Source organism: Bordetella tumulicola (genome assembly GCF_965138755.1).
Lineage (GTDB): Bacteria > Pseudomonadota > Gammaproteobacteria > Burkholderiales > Burkholderiaceae_B > Bordetella_A > Bordetella_A tumulicola.
Genome location: NZ_CBCSFP010000001.1, coordinates 411,267 through 426,963 on the forward strand (window position 1 = coordinate 411,267; position 15,697 = coordinate 426,963).

Genomic DNA, 15,697 nt, shown 5'->3' on the forward strand with positions numbered 1-15,697 from the left:
CTTCAGGCCTGCTTGCGGCGCAGCCGATATTGCGCAAACAAGGTGGCCACCAGCATGGACAACAACGACGCGGCCACGATGACGTCGGCAATATAGTTCGGTACGGCAATCGCCCGACTCATGCTGTCGGCGCCCACCAGCATGCCCGCCACAAAGATGCTCGCGACGACCACGCCCAGGGGATGCAAGCCCGCCAGCATGGCGACCACCACGCCGGTATAGCCATAGCCCGGCGACATATCCAGCGTCACATAGCTGGTGCGCCCCGCGACCTCAATCGCGCCGGCCAGGCCGGCCAATGCGCCTGACAGCATCGCCGTACCCAGCATGACGCGCGTCACCGGCAGTCCCAAAAAGCGCGAGGCGTGCGCATTCGCTCCCACCGCTCGCATCTGCAGGCCAAACACGGTATAGCGATTGATCAGCCACAGGGCCACAGCCAGGCCCAGTGCCCAGAGCAGGCCCGTATGCGTCCGGGTCTTGGCGATCAGTTTGGAAAACTCCAGATCGGGATTGAGGGCCACGGATTGCGGCCAGCCCATTGCCATCGGGTCCTTCATCGCGCCATCCAGCATCATGGACACAAACAGCAGCACAATAAAGTTGCCCAGCAGCGTGGTCACTACCTCGTCCACCCCAAGACGGGTTTTGAGTATTGCGGGAATCAACAGCAGCAGTGCGCCTGCCAACGCGGCGGCGATCATCATGCAGGCAAATAGCACGGGTACTGGCAAATCAAAGCCGCTGCCACCATGCATGCCGCCTACGGCGACGGCGGCCAGCGCGCCGAAATACAACTGTCCTTCGGCGCCGATATTGTAAAAACGCGCCCGAAAAGCCACTGCACACGCCAGCCCGGTCAGCATCAGGGGAGTGGCGCGCATCAAGGTTTCCGAGAAGGCAAAGCGCGAGCCGAATGCACCTTCGAACAGCAAGGCATAGGTGCGCCCCACCGGCGCACCGGCCCACGCGACCAGCAGCGCACAGATCAACAGCGTGAACGCAATCGCGGCCAATGGTGCCACCAGCAGGGCCGTGCGGCTGGGCTCTGTACGTCGTTCCAGATAAAAATTCATAGGTCAGTAACTCGCCGTCAGACAGGCACAGTGCCGGTCATGGCCAAGCCTACGGAGGCAGGCGTCCACGCCCCCACGGGCTTGACCGCGATGATTTTTCCGCCGCACATGACTGCGATGCGATCGGCCAGCGCAAAAATTTCTTCGAGATCTTCGGACACCAGCAAGATGCCCGCCCCTCGCTCACGGGCCGCTAGCAATTGCTCGCGCACATAAGCGACAGCCCCAATGTCCAGGCCCCAGGTCGGCTGATCCGCCACGATCAAGCGCGGCTGACGCGCCAGCGTGCGACCGAGGATCAACTTTTGCATATTGCCGCCCGACAAGCTCCGCGTGCGCACCTCGAGCGAGGCTGCCCGCACATCGAAGCGCTCGCTCAACTCGCGGGCATAAGCACGGCCCGCTTGGGCACGTACGACGCCCAACCGCGTAAAACGCTTGTCGTCCAGATCTTCAATAATCGCGTTTTCCCATAGGGGACTATCCCCGATCACCCCTTCGTGGTGCCGATCTTCAGGGATCCGCCCGACGCCGGCCGTCGTCCAACCCGCGGGCGTACGCGGCGCCATCGCGTGCGCCGGCCCCAGGCGGATCGTGCCGTCATCGGGCTGGCGCAAGCCATTGAGCACCGAGACCAATGCCTGCTGGCCATTACCGGCTACGCCGGCCACCGCCACGATCTCATGGGTATGCACGGTCAGATCAGCACTGTCGAGCAACGGCGCGCCGCCCGCGCTATTGCGCACCGTGACCTGCGACAGTGTGACTACCGGCGCCGCCTGCGTACGCGGCTCGGCGTTGTGTGCGCGCGGCATGACGACCTTGCGCCCGACCATCAGCTCGGCCAGTTCCGACGCGTTGGTCGACGCCGTATCGCGCTCGGCGACCAACTGGCCTTGCCGCAACACCGCGACGCGCTGCGACACGGCCATGACCTCGTCCAGTTTGTGCGAAATGAAAATGACGGCGAGCCCCTCGGCCACAAAACCGCGCAACGTCGCAAACAAGCCCTCGACCTCTTGCGGGGTCAACACGGCAGTGGGCTCGTCAAGGATGAGAATGCGCGCGCCGCGATACAGTGCTTTGAGAATCTCGACACGCTGCTTTTCGCCGACGGACAGCGTACCCACCGGCGCATCGGGGTCGACGCCCAGGCCAAACCGCTGGCCCAGCTCGACCAGACGCTGCCGCGCCCGCGCACGGCCCGAGGCCAGCGTCCATAACGATTGCGTGCCGACCATGACGTTATCGAGCACGCTCATGTTGTCCGCCAGCGTGAAATGCTGATGGACCATGCCCACACCCGCGGCCAGCGCGGCATCCGGCCGACCTGGCGGTAATACCTGGCCATAGACCGTAATGCGGCCAGCATCAGCGATGTAATGCCCAAACAGAATGGACACCAGCGTCGACTTGCCCGCGCCGTTTTCCCCCAGCAGGGCGAGAACCTCACCCTGTTTCAAGCTCAGCGAAACCGCATCGTTCGCGGTCAAGCTGCCAAAGCGCTTCGTAATGCCCTCAAGTCGCAGGGCCAGGGTATCCGTCATTTCGCGCTGGACTTGGGTTCGCTGTTGTCCACCTTGACGACAAAGCTACCCTCGAGAATAGCCTTTTGCTTAGCCTCGACCTTGCTCATCAGATCGGCGGGTACTTTCTTCTCAAATGTACCCAGCGGCGCCAGCGCCGAACCCTTGAACTTCATCAATGAATATTGACCGTAGTCCTCGCCCTCGAACTTGCCTGCCTTGACTTGGGCCAGCGCGTGGTCGATGGTGGGCTCCATATTCCACAGGGCCGACGCCACGACCGTCTCCGGATACTGCGGTTGCGTATCCACGACGTTGCCGATGGCCAGCTTGCCGCGTTCCTTGGCGGCGTCCGACACGCCGAAGCGCTCCGCATACAGTACGTCCGCACCATTGTCGATCATGGCGAAGGCGGCTTCCTTGGCCTTTGGGGGATCAAACCAGGAGCCGATGAACGACACCGTGAAGCTCACCTGAGGATTGATCTCCTTGGCCCCGTCCATGAAAGCATGCATCAAGCGGTTGACTTCGGGGATCGGATAACCGCCGACCAGGCCGATCTTGCCCGATTGACTGACACCAGCGGCAATCATGCCGGTCAGGTAGGCAGGCTCTTGGATGTAGTTGTCGAACACCGAGAAATTTGGTTTTTGGGGTTTGCCCGAGGAACCCATCAGGAAGGCTGTCTCGGGATAATCTTTGGCCACCTTGCGGGCAGCGGACTCGACGGCAAAGGCCTCGCCCAAGATCAGCTTGTTGCCCTGCTCCGCGTACTGGCGCACCACGCGTTCATAGTCGGCATTACTGACGTTTTCCGAAAACACGTATTCGATTTCGCCCCTTTCCTTGGCGGCGTTCAAAGCCTTGTGAATGCGCGACACCCACTGCTGCTCTACCGGGACCGTGTACACCGCTGCGACCTTGATCTTGGCCGCCGTGTCCTGAGCCTGTACCAGACCGGACATCAGGAACACGCCAGCGGTGGCCAAGCCCAGCTTCAGCACACCGCGACGGGCAAATGCAGGCACGGACGGAAGGGTTTCAAGCATCATGATTCAGGCTCCCAAGCGGAATGAAAAGTAAACGTCGACGTTCGCCTCAGAGTCCCCCAGACGCGAACTCGCGCCATGTGCACAAGATAGGAAGGGGCTGATCTAGTGAAACATCTGACGTAATGGACCCAATGGTTGGGTTTACGGTCGCCTGGAAAGAAGCAAAATATGTGCCGGCGGCAGAAAATGCATGCCGCTTAGCTCGCCCGTCGCGATGAGTCATAAAACCAAACCGGACGAGATTGTAGACATTTTCTTGAGCGTAGACCGCCTTAGCCTGGGGCATGAACCCAAAAACACGGTCGATAAATGCATTATTTCAGTGCATAAGCACAATAATGGTGCGCAAAATAACAACCTGAGAACTTGTGCCGCCATACCCAGGCGGTCAAGCAACGAACCGTCGACGGGTCGCTATTTCAGTCGCGCCTGCGCCATCATCAATCGATCCAGGGCATTGCCAAACGTACGCCGATCCGCCTGACTAAATGCCGCTGGCCCGCCCGTATCAATGCCGGCACTGCGGAGTTCTTCCATCATGTCTCGCACCGACAACCGCTCTCGGATGGTGTCCTCGGTATACCGCTCACCGCGAGGGTTGAGCACCAGGGCGCCTTTTTCGAGCGCCTGGGCGGCCAAAGGAATATCCCCCGTAATCACCAGATCACCCTTTGACGCGTGCTGGACGATATAGTCGTCCGCGACGTCAAAGCCCCGCGGCACCTGCACGGCACGTATCAAAGGTGACGGTGGCGTATGCAGCATCTGATTCGCCACCAGCGTCAACGAACGCTGCCACCGTTGTGCTGCGCGATACAGGATTTCCTTGATCACGACAGGACAAGCGTCGGCGTCCACCCAAATATGCATAACGTCAGGCTTTCAGGGCGTCGGTCAACAGCGTATTGATGAGATCGTTGACGCTGACCTCATCGAATTCGGCCTTGGCGCGCAAGGCGTCGATCACGGGCTGACGCAGTTTGACCGGAAATGACACCAGACCGGCGGCCTGATCCAGACGACGTTGCTCGCGACGATCCAGCGCCGGCGCTGCCCCCGCGGCATAACGGCCGGACGGAATAGAGGCATTCAATTTCCCCATCAACTTCAGGGCTTTATTTTTTTCGAGATCGGTCTTTTTCATAAAAATCCAGAGATATACGCCCACGTATGCCACAAAGGTGGCGCCCCCTTATGGGGCTTCCTTGCCGCGGGGCAATCCTCCGGCAAAAAACGCGATTTACCCATCGGCAAATTCGACAGGTCGCATCTTAGAGCATACGGCGAGCACGTGCCCTCGGATTCGCATCAGCTCGGTATCTACGAATAGACCAGGTATAGGGCAATCGCCACACTATTGCCATCGATCAGCAATCGCTCCTCATAATTGCTCACCTTGAAAGAACGTAGCCACAAGGCTACACTAAGTGTATCCGGCTGAATACTGGTAGGTGAGCATTCTTCGCTTGCCTATGAAACAAGTACACAGCACCAAAAGATACGATGAGTTCGAGGAAAACCTTAAGGATCTCGTTGCTCGTGCACGAATACAGGCTCGGATTAAACGGCTCTCACTTGGCAATCCCGGATCTCATCGCAACCTGCAAAAAGGCGTATCCGAACTGAAGATCGATGTTGGGCCGGGATATCGGGTTTATTACACTGAAATGCAGCATGGAACGATCGTGCTACTGCTGGCAGGAGGCGATAAATCAACACAGAAGGCAGACATAAAGGCGGCTTATCAAATGAATGATCAATTGCCATGAGCCTCAACACGCTTCAAGAACTCGGGCAGGAAAGTGCTATATCGGTCTCGCCACGCAACGCTCCCAAAGGAGCTTCTATGAAAAAATTGACAACACGAGAATATGACATCGCCGAGCGACTTCGTACGCCCGAGGAGATGGTGCTGTATCTCAATGCCTGCATTGCCGAAAGTGATGGGGATGCGGCCTTTATCGCCAAAGCCCTCGGTGACATTGCACGAGCACAAGGAATGACCAAAGTCGCAAAGCAGGCAGGCCTATCTAGAGAAAGCTTGTACAAATCACTGTCAGGTGTACGCGAACCCGAGTTCTCAACGATTTTGAAAGTGACACGTGCTCTCGGATTACGGCTGCACGCCTCCATCTGACAGCCACAGAGTGGTAGGCGGCGAGCGCAGTAATTACTTCAACTGACTGACATGCGCAGCCACCACCCGCCATCCCTGCGGCGTACGCACCCACGTCTGGCTTTGACGCCCGGTCCCGGCCACACCCTCTCGTCGAAATTCCCGATTGCAGGTCGCAAAATCCCGACCATAGGTGGTGATCACGGTTTTCAGCACCTCTCGATCCAAGCCCTGCGAGGGCCGAGCGGTACGAAAGGCCTGGATCTCTTCATAACCATATAGGTTCTCTCCTGCGCCATAGCGCAGGGTATGGGGGCTGTCCCAGAACAGTTCATCGAGGACCGCGACATCGTTACTCGTCAGGGCCTTTTCGTAGCGATCGAACTGCTCGCGGACCTCGGCCACCACATCGGGCAAGTTGATCTCAATCACCGCCGCACCTCACGTTGGAATATTTCTAGGCTGCGCTTCTTAGTTTCGATGAAACTCGGTTGCGACAGTGTCTAGGATACGCGGCCGCGCATACGCATTCGGAATTGATTGCTCTACCGCACTGAAGGGTGCATGAACAATCTGCCCCTTGTTCAGTAATCAAATGCAATATCTCTCGCCATTGGCGTCAGGGTTTCTCCTAGGGCCAGGATGTAAAGAATGTAAACTACGGAATAAGACTTATTCTTGGTCAATGGATGACCCGATCACTATTACGCCGTTGTCGCGAAGGAACCCGATGCATTTCTCCGATCCCCGCCCCGTCCGTCGCCTGCCACGCTTTGCCGCAGCCTTGCTGGCGGGTCTGACGATCAGCCCCGTCACGTGGGCGGCCGAACGCACAATGCAAACGGCATTCGGCGAGGTCAAGATCGAAGGCGTACCCACCCGTGTCGTCACGCTGGGCGAAAACGCCTTGGATGCTACGGCGACATTGGGTATCAAGCCGGTAGGCGCCCTGGCGAGCCGTGGTGGCACCGATATACCGACCTATTTAAAAGCCAAGACGGGCCCACTGGCGCTGGTGGGGACGGTGCGTGAACCCAGTCTCGAAGCCATCCTGGCGCAACAGCCCGACATCATTTTGGCGGCCCCCGGCTTGACCAAGGAGATGTACGCGAAACTCAGCCTGATCGCTCCCACCGTCGTGCCCGCAGGTAGCTCGTTTGATCCCTGGGAAGACACCCTGCGCGAGTACGCCAAGGCGTTAGACAAATCCGACGACGCCGAAAAACGCATTAGCGAAGTCGACACGCGCGTTGAGGAACTAAGCAAGCGGATGCCCGCCAACACCACCGTGTCCGTGCTGCGCTGGAATCCGCAAGGTCCCCAGATGATGTCGAGCCATTTGTTCGTGGGCAGCCTGCTGCAGGATCTGGGCCTGCGACCCAACCCGCTGGCGGCCAGCATCAAAGATCGCCCACATAGCGACATCCTCAGCCTGGAGAACCTGAACAAGGCCGACGCCGACTGGATATTCCTGGCCACGCTCAATCCGGATGGCAAGAAAGCGCTCGATGAGGCCCGCACTCAACCCGCGTTCACGCGCTTGAAAGCCGCGCAGGACGACCAAGTGGTCAGCGTGGACGGCCAAATCTGGAGCAGCAGCTCGGGCTATCTGGCCGCGATGCAGATCCTCGACGACGTGGAGAAGTCGTTAGCGAAGTAACGGCGCGAGAATGGCCTTCCGACAATCCTTTATGCCCGTCAAGGCACTGGGTCTTTCCGCCCTGTGTCTTCTGTTTTTGTGCCTGCTCAGTTTGCTGATCGGCGCGGGTGATGTTAGCCCCGCAGAAAGCTTGCGGGCACTACTGGGCGGCGGTAATGACAACGCGCGTTTCACCCTATTTGAACTCCGCTGGGCCCGCACCGAATTGGCGTTGCTGGTCGGCGTGGCATTAGGGGTCGCCGGACTGCTCATGCAAGCCGTCGCCCGCAATCCGCTGGCGGAACCAGGCCTGCTGGGCGTCAGCGCCGGATCATCGTTTGCGGTCGTGGTGGCGATACTGCTGGGCGCCTCGACCGCAAGTCTCTATCTGTCGGCGGCGTTCATCGGCGCGATCCTTGGCTGCGCGCTGGTCATGCTGGTATTGCGCATGCGTGGTGTAGGAGACGACCCGGTACGCCTTGTCCTGGCGGGTGCGGCGTTCACCGGTCTGCTGCAAGCAGGCAGCAGCATGATCCTGCTTTCCGATCAGCGCACGGCCGACGAAATTCGTTTCTGGGTGGTGGGCAGTCTGGCGGGACGCCCCCCGGAAACGTTTTTCTGGACGCTGCCGGGCCTCATCCTGGGCGGATTGATTGCGCTGCCCCTGGTGCGTCCCCTCGCCGCCCTGGCGCTGGGAGAACAGGTGGCCAAAGGGTTGGGCCACCATCCCCATGGCGTGCGCCTGGCTACATTATTGTCAGTCGCCTTGTTGGTGGGTGCGGCCAATGCTGCCGCCGGGCCCATTGCCTTTCTGGGCCTGATCGTGCCGTATATTGCGCGCCGTTTTGTGGGCACGGATATCCGCAAGCTGCTGGGTCTATGTGTGCTGTTGGGCCCCTGTGTCTTGTTGCTGGCCGATATTGTGTCGCGCCTGGTCGTGCGCCCCTACGAATTACCGGTTGGGGTGGTGACCGCCTTTATCGGCGCGCCTATTCTTATCGCGGTAGTGCGTACCCATCGCCTGCCCAGTTTGTGATTGCCGATGTCCAACGCCGCCACTCTGCACCGTCCCCATGGCTACTTCGTATTGCGCACAGGCGGACTGTCGCTACTGTTGCATCGGCGTGCGACCTGGGTCTTTATCGCGTTGTTGGCCGCGCTGGTCGCGATCTGCGTATTTTGTCTTAGCGCAGGCGGGCCCAAGCCCTTGCCGTTTGCGGACACCTTGGCGACCGTGCTCGGCGGCGGCACGCCGATGCAACGCCTGCTGGTCATGGAGTTGCGCTTGCCGCGCATTCTGGCCGGCCTCTTTAGCGGCGCAGCGCTGGGGGCCGCCGGTTGCCTGATGCAAACACTGGCCCGCAATCGCCTGGCCACTCCCGGCATCATCGGTATCGACAATGGCGCGACGGCATTTGCCGNCGCGTCTATCGTCGGCGTCGCCACCAGCATGGCGCCTTCGACATTGGCCTTGTCGGGCGCCGCGACGGCCGCCGCCATGACGTTTATTCTGGCAGCGGGTGCCGGCGCGCGAGGTTATCGCTTTATCGTGGTCGGCATCGCCGTCGGTGCCCTGTTTGGCGCACTCACGAATTTGATGCTCGCTCGCGCGGCGATCGATGCCGCGAATGCCGCGTATCCCTGGACGGTGGGCAGCCTTAACGCTCGACCCAAAGCCACCGTCCTGCTGTTGGGTTATTCCCTGCCCCTTTTGTTGTTTGTCGGTCTGCTATTAACGCGTGGCCTGGCCACCATGCGCTTTACCGACAGTGTCGCGATCGGCCTGGGCGTACGCTTGCAAGCCATGAGGATCGGCACGCTTATTGTGACCGTATGCCTCACCGCCCTGGCCGTCGCCGTCTGCGGTCCAGTCGGCCTGGTCGCACTGATCGCTCCCGAAGTCGCTCGCTACCTGGGCGGGCAGCACGGTGTCCCCATGCTGAGCGCCGCCCTGGTTGGCGCCATCTTGACCGTCTTTGCCGATTGGGTTGGCCGTACCGTTCTGGCGCCCACCGAGATTCCCGTGGGGATTGTGATGGCCATCATTGGTGGCCCGTACCTGCTGTGGATCATCCTGCGCCCATCGGCTCAAAAAGGCCCCTGACCTTATTGTCCACCTCGCTTATGTCCACCCCGATTTCTTCCCTGCTGTACCAGTCCGCCGGCACCGCGGCCACCCTCGAAACCCAAGCCTTGCGCATGGGCTACGGCCAGCGACTCATCATTGAATCACTGGATCTGATGATCCCCACAGGCCGTGTCACCGCCATCGTCGGACCCAATGGCTGCGGCAAATCGACCTTGTTGGCTGGGCTGGCGCGCCTGCAAAAAAGCCAGGGAGGCAGCGTATTGCTCAACGGTAAGGCGATCAACACGATGCCCAGCCGCGAGGTCGCGCGCCTGTTGGCGCTATTACCCCAAGATGCGAGCGCTCCCGACGGGCTGACGGTCGCTGAGCTCATCCGCTTTGGACGCCAGCCTCACCAAGGCTTGCTGCGCCAATGGAGCGACCGCGATCAGGCCGTGATCCAGGCCGCGCTCGACGTCGCCGACCTGAACAGCTTGGCAGACCGCCCCTTGGAATCCATGTCAGGCGGTCAACGCCAACGCGCTTGGATCGCGATGGCGATTGCGCAAGACACTCCACTGCTGCTGCTGGATGAACCGACCTCCGCCTTGGATCTGGGTCACCAGATCGAGGTCTTCGAACTGATTCGCCAACTGGCCCGCGTCGGTAAGACCGTCGTCATGGTGGTGCATGACCTGTCCAGCGCGTGCCGTTACGCCGACCACGTCGTCGCCATGAAGCATGGCAAGATCGTCGAGCAAGGGTCTCCTGCGCAAATTGTGACGCCGGAGCTAGTGGCAACCCTTTACGGTGTACGCTGTACGTTGATGCAAGACCCGCATACAGGAACCCCCGTGATCGCAGGAGTCAGTTTGCTCGAAAAGACCTGACTCTTGCACGGCGGGGCACTGGTTCGTTTTGATAAGGAATCACGCTATGAACGCCACTGTTCAACCCGCCCCTACCGTCACACTATTGAATGGCGTCGCAATGCCGCAGTTGGGCTTGGGGACATGGCCCATGGATGACACGCAAGCCGCGCGAGCAGTGGCCAGCGCCCTGGACCTGGGTTACCGCCTGATCGATACTGCGGAAAACTATCGCAACGAAGCCGGCGTAGGCGCCGGCATCCGCCAGTCGGGCGTGAGCCGCGATCAGATCTTCGTCACCACGAAATTCAACCGCGAATGGCATAGCGTCGATGGCGTCAAGCAGGCATGCGAAGCGAGCCTGTCGCGACTTGGAGTGGACTACATTGATCTGCTGTTGATCCATTGGCCCAACCCCGCCCAGGATCGTTACGTCGACGCTTTTCATGGATTGACGCGTTTGCTGGAATCGGGCGTGGTCCGGGCGATCGGTACGTCCAACTTCAAGGTCACCCACTTGCAACGCCTGCTCGATCAAGGGCTGGTGCCTCATGTGAACCAGATTCAACTGGACCCCTACCATTTGCGCGATGATGTGGTCGCCTTGCATAACGCGCACGGCATCGTCACGGAAACCTGGAGCCCACTGGGGCGCGGCGGCGAGATGCTGGCCGATCCGGCGATCACGGCCGTGGCCGAGCGTCACGGCCGCACGCCAGCGCAGGTCGTGCTGCGTTGGCAGACGCAGTCAGGCTATGTGCCCGCACCGAAGTCATCCGACCCCACCCGCCAGGCGCAAAACCTGAACGTGTTTGATTTTGAACTATCGGCCGATGAAATGGCGGCGCTTAACGCGCTGAACCGCCCCGACCCGAAGATGATGGACGCCGACGTGTTTGGGCATTGAAACGGGAGCGAACAGAGGGAATTGCAGTTTCACGAGTTTTAGGGCAATAATTGAGACTAATTCTTATTACAAATTAGTTTTCCCTATAGATAGCCCTGACTGCTCGCATGTCTTCCTCTGAATCGTCACCATCTCTGATGGTTGCCCAGTTGTACGACGCGCATCATGGCTGGCTTTCGAGCTGGCTGCGCAAACGTTTAGGTAACAATGCCGATGCCGCCGATTTGGCGCAGGATGCGTTCGCCGGTATTTTGCTCGCTAGCCGTCGGCAGTCACTGCCCAATCTGCGCGAACCTCGTGCCTATCTGACCACGATCGCCAAACGGCTGGTAGTGGACTTCTACCGGCGCCATGCCCTGGAGCGCGCCTATCTAGAGGCGCTGGCGCTTGTTCCCGCCGAGCATGCACCATCGGAAGAGCAGCGCCTGATTATTTTGCAGAGCTTGCAGGAGATCGACGCGCTACTGGACGCCCTGCCCGCCAAGGTGCGTCAGGCATTTTTGCTCTCACAGCTGGATGGTCTGACGTATGCGCAGATCGCGGCGGAGATGTCTATCGGCGTGCGCTCAGTCAAACGTTATATGGCAGAGGCTTTTCGTCATTGCATCCTGGCCGCCCCATGAGCCTGCAGACGTCGCCCTCCATCGATCCGCAAATCGCCGCCGAAGCAGCCGACTGGCTGGTACTCATGCATTCGGGCAATTGCTCCGTTGCGCAGCAGCACGCCTGTGACCGTTGGCGCCAATCCAGTGCCGAAAATGAGCGCGCATGGCGTCGCGCTCAAGAGGTTTTGTCCAAGCTTGGCGCCTTGCCGCCCGAGTTGAGCCGGGCCGCGTTAAACCGGCCGCAGCGTCATGATCGCCGGGCCGCGATGCGCACCCTGGCGGGGCTGGCCCTCGCGGTACCTTCTGGTTGGCTGGCTTGGCATGTCGCGCCGTGGCAAACCTGGACCGCGGACCAATCCACGGGCGTGGGTGAACAGCGCCGCCTGGATCTGCCGGACGGCAGCCTGTTGACACTGAATACGGCCAGTGCAGTAGATATTGCTTTTACGCCCTCCTCCCGAGAAATCGCACTGCGTACGGGGGAAATTCTGGTCGAAATGACTCACTCCGCCCGATACGACGCGCGACCATTACGGGTACGAACAGACAACGGCATCATCCAGAGCACTCACTCGCGGTTTACGGTACGACAGTTTGCCGATCACTGTGCTGTCGCGGTCATCGAGGGTGGCATAGACATCGAGCCATCATCGGGCAGCAGCGTTCGACTGACCGCGGGTTACGCGACGACGTTCTCCAGTACGGCGGCAAGTATTGCCCACCCGGTGTTGTATCCACCTCAAGCCTGGGCCCAAGGCGTTTTGTATGCGGACGCCATGTCATTGGACGACTTTGCGGCCGAGATCAATCGGTACAGGCCGGGGATTGTGCGATGTGACCCACAGATCGCGCATTTACGCGTTTCTGGCGCCTTTCAACTGAGCCATACAGACACCGCATTGCGTGCCGTCACACACAGCCTACCTGTCCAATTGGTCTATCGGACCCGCTACTGGGTCACTTTGGCCGCCGTTTAATGCCCCCCACCCGATGCGTGATTGGGCATCGCATGGCGACATCGTGAATCAATAATTTTTTACACGCCCGCCTGGCCCTTTTTTTTATCTCATTCGACATACCAGACAGAACCCTATTCGGACCTGCCTGCATGCCTCGCCTACATTTGCCTCTTTGTGGACTACGTCCCGCCCCGACGGGCCTACGACGGATCGTCTTTACCTGCTTCTCCTTTGCGGTGGTGCTGGCCATCGGCTCGCTGCCTAGCCACGTGCAGGCACAAACGACCCAACACGCGCAACGCCAGTTCAATATTCCGGCCGGATCGCTGTCCTCTGTGCTGGCGACCTTTGCGGGTGCAGCGGGAATCAATCTGTCGTTCGACCCCGCGCTGACGGCGGGTCAACAGTCGCCCGGTTTGCAAGGCCACTCGACGATCAGCCAGGGACTGAACACGCTACTGAGCGGCACAGGACTCTTATCGGTACATACCAGCGGCAATGTGTACACCCTGCAGCGGGCCCCCGCTGGCTCGACAGCGACGCTGCCCATCGTAACCGTAGAAGGATTTGAATCTGCGACCGGCCCGGTCATCGGGTTCGCCGCGCGACGCAGCGCTACTGCTACCAAGACCGATACGCCATTGATCGAAGTCCCCCAGACCGTCAATGTCGTGACTCGTGATGAGATGACGGTGCGAGCATCCAACACGGTTGTCGAAGCCCTGTCATACACCCCTGGCCTGTATGCACCTGGCGGCAGCACCGATCTGCGTTACGACAATATTTATCTGCGTGGCGGGTACGCAGCGCGCAACAACCTCGATGGTTCTCGATTGCCATACGGAGCATACAGCTTTGGCATGCTGCAAATTGAACCTTACGGGCTGGAACGGGTGGAAGTCCTAAAAGGACCTTCCTCCGTGCTCTATGGGCAGAACACGCCGGGGGGCCTGATCAATATGGTCAGCAAGCTGCCAACCGAGACGGCACAGCGCGAGATCAGCTTGCAAACGGGCAGTTACGGCCGCGAACAAGCCACGATAGACTTGAGTGGCCCCGTGGACGACGAAGGACAGTGGCGCTACCGCTTTACGGCCTTGCAGCGCAACGCCGCCCAATCGCCGTATTACACCGAAGACGATCGAATATTTGTCGCGCCGGCCCTGACTTGGCAGCCCTCGGCCCGGACCTCTCTGACGCTACTGGGCTTTTATCAAAAGGATCATCAGGTTCCGTTGTACGGCACCCTGCCCGCTGCAGGTACGCTCTATGACAATCCGAATGGCGAAATTTCACGTCACCGATTTGCGGGCGAACCGGATTGGGATCGATATAACCGCGAGCAATACTCGGTTGGATATTTGTTTAGCCACGAACTGAACGACACGTGGACCTTTAAACAAAATCTACGCTATAACCACATGCGAGGCGAAGCCCGCACGATGCCGGGGTACATGCTGGATCCCGTCGACATGCGTACGTGGTCGCGCACCATGGCGCGCGGTCAGGGGACAGGCGCCACGTTTACCTTGGATACACAAGTACTCGCGAGCTTTGATACGGGTTCCGTGCATCACGAAGCGCTGTTCGGCTTTGATTATTTGAACATGCGCGACACCTACTATTTTTCTAACGTCATCGCGGGCGTTCCCTCACTGGATTTGTATGATCCGCACTATGGTCTACCCGCGCCTGGCGTTGACGATCTCATCACGCGCATCGACGCTCGTCAAAAGACCGAGCAATATGGTCTGTACATGCAAGACCAACTGCGTTATGAAAATTGGGTACTGACGCTAGGCGGGCGCTATGACATTGCCGACAGCATCACCCGTAACCTGATGACGTCGCAAAAGGTCTCTCAACGTGATCGTGCCTTTACCGGCCGCGCCGGCTTGACCTATCTGTTCGCCAATGGCCTGGCGCCCTATCTTTCATACTCCACCTCGTTTACCCCCACAGGCGGCACAGACTACAACGGCAACCCGTTCGAAGCCAGTAAAGGAAAACAGGTCGAGGCCGGGTTGAAGTATCAGCCGCCGGGTAGCGACACCATGGTCACGCTGTCGGTCTATCAACTGACGCAGACCAACGTGTTGACTTCCGACACGACGCCGGGACGCCCGCCGGGCTTTCAGACCCAGACCGGTGAAACTCGGGCGCGCGGGATCGAACTGGAGGGCAAAACCACCCTCGCACAAGGCCTGGATGCCGTCGCCTCGTACGCCTATGTGGACTCTGAGATCACGCGCACCGCGAATACCGACATCGTCGACGGCATACCCGAATCGAGGCAAGGAAAACGGCTGTACTACGCCCCCCAACACCAGGCAGCGGCCTGGCTGAACTACACCGTACAAAGCGGTGCCTTGCAGGGTCTGGGCCTGGGTGCGGGCGTGCGTTATATAGGATCGGACTGGGGTGATCCGGCCAATACTTTGCGTATCCCCGCGGTCACTTTGGTGGATGCCGCGATTACTTACGATTTTGGTCGCATGGATCCCTCATTAAAGGGCCTGAATCTAGCGCTTAACGCCAGTAACTTGTTTGACCGTCGATATGTCGGCACGTGCATTACGAATCTATCGTGCTCCTATGGCGCTGGCCGCATGGTCTACGCCACGTTGAGATACCGATGGTGAAACGGCGTGCATCGAAGGGCGAAGTGATATCGCGTCTTGTGGCCGCGGGCCCAGGCGGATATGTTCTGATCTATGTTTTTGCGGGCACAGCTGCATTATTGCCGCTGCACCCCGCTGATGCGCTCTTCTATCCAGGCCTGTTATCTATCGCGTTATACGTGGGGATAGCGCTGTGGGCCTTTGCCGCTCGTAGCCATGCGCGGGTCTGGATGGCGATCGTGGCCGGTTGCGTGGCCTG

At 59.6% G+C, this 15,697-nt stretch carries 16 protein-coding genes and 1 pseudogene; 11 read left to right on the forward strand and 6 right to left on the reverse strand.

Annotated elements, in window-relative coordinates; all coding sequences use genetic code 11:
- Positions 1 to 2: 2 nt before the first annotated feature.
- From ACNAZS_RS01920 to ACNAZS_RS01940, 5 genes are all read right to left on the reverse strand, one after another.
- Positions 3 to 1,076: an ABC transporter permease gene (locus tag ACNAZS_RS01920; protein ID WP_415785598.1), complete on the reverse strand. Its 1,074-nt coding sequence runs from the start codon at positions 1,074 to 1,076 to the stop codon at positions 3 to 5.
- A gap of 17 nt (positions 1,077 to 1,093) precedes the next feature.
- Entirely contained in the window at positions 1,094 to 2,623 is a 1,530-nt protein-coding gene (locus tag ACNAZS_RS01925; RefSeq protein WP_415785600.1) for an ABC transporter ATP-binding protein, read from the reverse strand.
- Positions 2,620 to 3,654 (reverse strand): BMP family protein, encoded by a 1,035-nt coding sequence (locus tag ACNAZS_RS01930; RefSeq protein WP_415785602.1) that lies wholly within the window; start codon positions 3,652 to 3,654, stop codon positions 2,620 to 2,622. Before ACNAZS_RS01930 ends, ACNAZS_RS01925 begins: the two co-directional genes overlap by 4 nt.
- Positions 3,655 to 4,068: 414 nt before the next feature.
- Positions 4,069 to 4,524 (reverse strand): YaiI/YqxD family protein, encoded by a 456-nt coding sequence (locus ACNAZS_RS01935; RefSeq protein WP_415785604.1) that lies wholly within the window; start codon positions 4,522 to 4,524, stop codon positions 4,069 to 4,071.
- 4 nt (positions 4,525 to 4,528) lie between these two features.
- A complete protein-coding gene (locus ACNAZS_RS01940) occupies positions 4,529 to 4,798 on the reverse strand; it encodes a hypothetical protein (RefSeq protein ID WP_415785606.1) in 270 nt (89 codons plus the stop codon).
- A gap of 328 nt (positions 4,799 to 5,126) precedes the next feature.
- Between ACNAZS_RS01940 and ACNAZS_RS01945 the strand changes: the two genes are divergently transcribed.
- Together ACNAZS_RS01945 and ACNAZS_RS01950 are read left to right on the forward strand one after the other, a co-directional pair.
- On the forward strand, positions 5,127 to 5,423 hold the full coding sequence (locus tag ACNAZS_RS01945; RefSeq protein WP_415785608.1) for a type II toxin-antitoxin system RelE/ParE family toxin: 297 nt from the start codon (positions 5,127 to 5,129) through the stop codon (positions 5,421 to 5,423).
- Between the two features lie 77 nt (positions 5,424 to 5,500).
- Positions 5,501 to 5,791: an addiction module antidote protein gene (locus ACNAZS_RS01950; protein WP_415787021.1), complete on the forward strand. Its 291-nt coding sequence runs from the start codon at positions 5,501 to 5,503 to the stop codon at positions 5,789 to 5,791.
- Between the two features lie 33 nt (positions 5,792 to 5,824).
- On the opposite strand, the gene hpxZ is transcribed toward ACNAZS_RS01950, so the two are convergent.
- Complete coding sequence (gene hpxZ, locus ACNAZS_RS01955) at positions 5,825 to 6,199, reverse strand: oxalurate catabolism protein HpxZ (RefSeq protein WP_415787023.1); 375 nt, start codon at positions 6,197 to 6,199, stop codon at positions 5,825 to 5,827.
- 301 nt (positions 6,200 to 6,500) lie between these two features.
- Here hpxZ and ACNAZS_RS01960 point away from each other — a divergent pair, with 301 nt between their 5' ends.
- From ACNAZS_RS01960 to ACNAZS_RS02000, 9 genes and pseudogenes are all read left to right on the forward strand, one after another.
- Complete coding sequence (locus ACNAZS_RS01960) at positions 6,501 to 7,430, forward strand: ABC transporter substrate-binding protein (RefSeq protein ID WP_415785610.1); 930 nt, start codon at positions 6,501 to 6,503, stop codon at positions 7,428 to 7,430.
- Between the two features lie 10 nt (positions 7,431 to 7,440).
- Positions 7,441 to 8,445 (forward strand): FecCD family ABC transporter permease, encoded by a 1,005-nt coding sequence (locus ACNAZS_RS01965; RefSeq protein ID WP_415785612.1) that lies wholly within the window; start codon positions 7,441 to 7,443, stop codon positions 8,443 to 8,445.
- 6 nt (positions 8,446 to 8,451) lie between these two features.
- Positions 8,452 to 8,830, forward strand: a 379-nt coding sequence (locus ACNAZS_RS01970; RefSeq protein WP_415785614.1) for an iron chelate uptake ABC transporter family permease subunit, incomplete at its 3' end; no start/stop codon positions are given.
- Position 8,831: 1 nt separating this feature from the next.
- Positions 8,832 to 9,513: pseudogene (locus ACNAZS_RS01975) on the forward strand (iron chelate uptake ABC transporter family permease subunit); the annotation flags it as partial.
- Between the two features lie 20 nt (positions 9,514 to 9,533).
- The gene (locus ACNAZS_RS01980) at positions 9,534 to 10,367 is read left to right on the forward strand and encodes an ABC transporter ATP-binding protein (protein ID WP_415785616.1); all 834 of its coding nucleotides are present in this window, start codon (positions 9,534 to 9,536) and stop codon (positions 10,365 to 10,367) included.
- A 46-nt stretch (positions 10,368 to 10,413) separates the two neighbouring features.
- Complete coding sequence (locus tag ACNAZS_RS01985; RefSeq protein ID WP_415785618.1) at positions 10,414 to 11,253, forward strand: aldo/keto reductase; 840 nt, start codon at positions 10,414 to 10,416, stop codon at positions 11,251 to 11,253.
- A gap of 107 nt (positions 11,254 to 11,360) precedes the next feature.
- A complete protein-coding gene (locus ACNAZS_RS01990; RefSeq protein WP_415785620.1) occupies positions 11,361 to 11,876 on the forward strand; it encodes a sigma-70 family RNA polymerase sigma factor in 516 nt (171 codons plus the stop codon).
- On the forward strand, positions 11,873 to 12,835 hold the full coding sequence (locus ACNAZS_RS01995) for a FecR domain-containing protein (RefSeq protein ID WP_415785622.1): 963 nt from the start codon (positions 11,873 to 11,875) through the stop codon (positions 12,833 to 12,835). Before ACNAZS_RS01990 ends, ACNAZS_RS01995 begins: the two co-directional genes overlap by 4 nt.
- Positions 12,836 to 12,966: 131 nt before the next feature.
- Entirely contained in the window at positions 12,967 to 15,459 is a 2,493-nt protein-coding gene (locus ACNAZS_RS02000; RefSeq protein ID WP_415785624.1) for a TonB-dependent siderophore receptor, read from the forward strand.
- Positions 15,460 to 15,697: the final 238 nt, after the last annotated feature.

Coding starts and splice junctions, on each gene's coding strand:
- ACNAZS_RS01920 (WP_415785598.1), bottom strand. CDS start 1,076: ATGAATTTTTATCTGGAACGACGTACAGAGCCCAGCCGCACGGCCCTG.
- ACNAZS_RS01925 (WP_415785600.1), bottom strand. CDS start 2,623: ATGACGGATACCCTGGCCCTGCGACTTGAGGGCATTACGAAGCGCTTT.
- ACNAZS_RS01930 (WP_415785602.1), bottom strand. CDS start 3,654: ATGATGCTTGAAACCCTTCCGTCCGTGCCTGCATTTGCCCGTCGCGGT.
- ACNAZS_RS01935 (WP_415785604.1), bottom strand. CDS start 4,524: ATGCATATTTGGGTGGACGCCGACGCTTGTCCTGTCGTGATCAAGGAA.
- ACNAZS_RS01940 (WP_415785606.1), bottom strand. CDS start 4,798: ATGAAAAAGACCGATCTCGAAAAAAATAAAGCCCTGAAGTTGATGGGG.
- ACNAZS_RS01945 (WP_415785608.1), top strand. CDS start 5,127: ATGAAACAAGTACACAGCACCAAAAGATACGATGAGTTCGAGGAAAAC.
- ACNAZS_RS01950 (WP_415787021.1), top strand. CDS start 5,501: ATGAAAAAATTGACAACACGAGAATATGACATCGCCGAGCGACTTCGT.
- ACNAZS_RS01960 (WP_415785610.1), top strand. CDS start 6,501: ATGCATTTCTCCGATCCCCGCCCCGTCCGTCGCCTGCCACGCTTTGCC.
- ACNAZS_RS01965 (WP_415785612.1), top strand. CDS start 7,441: ATGGCCTTCCGACAATCCTTTATGCCCGTCAAGGCACTGGGTCTTTCC.
- ACNAZS_RS01980 (WP_415785616.1), top strand. CDS start 9,534: ATGTCCACCCCGATTTCTTCCCTGCTGTACCAGTCCGCCGGCACCGCG.
- ACNAZS_RS01985 (WP_415785618.1), top strand. CDS start 10,414: ATGAACGCCACTGTTCAACCCGCCCCTACCGTCACACTATTGAATGGC.
- ACNAZS_RS01990 (WP_415785620.1), top strand. CDS start 11,361: ATGTCTTCCTCTGAATCGTCACCATCTCTGATGGTTGCCCAGTTGTAC.
- ACNAZS_RS01995 (WP_415785622.1), top strand. CDS start 11,873: ATGAGCCTGCAGACGTCGCCCTCCATCGATCCGCAAATCGCCGCCGAA.
- ACNAZS_RS02000 (WP_415785624.1), top strand. CDS start 12,967: ATGCCTCGCCTACATTTGCCTCTTTGTGGACTACGTCCCGCCCCGACG.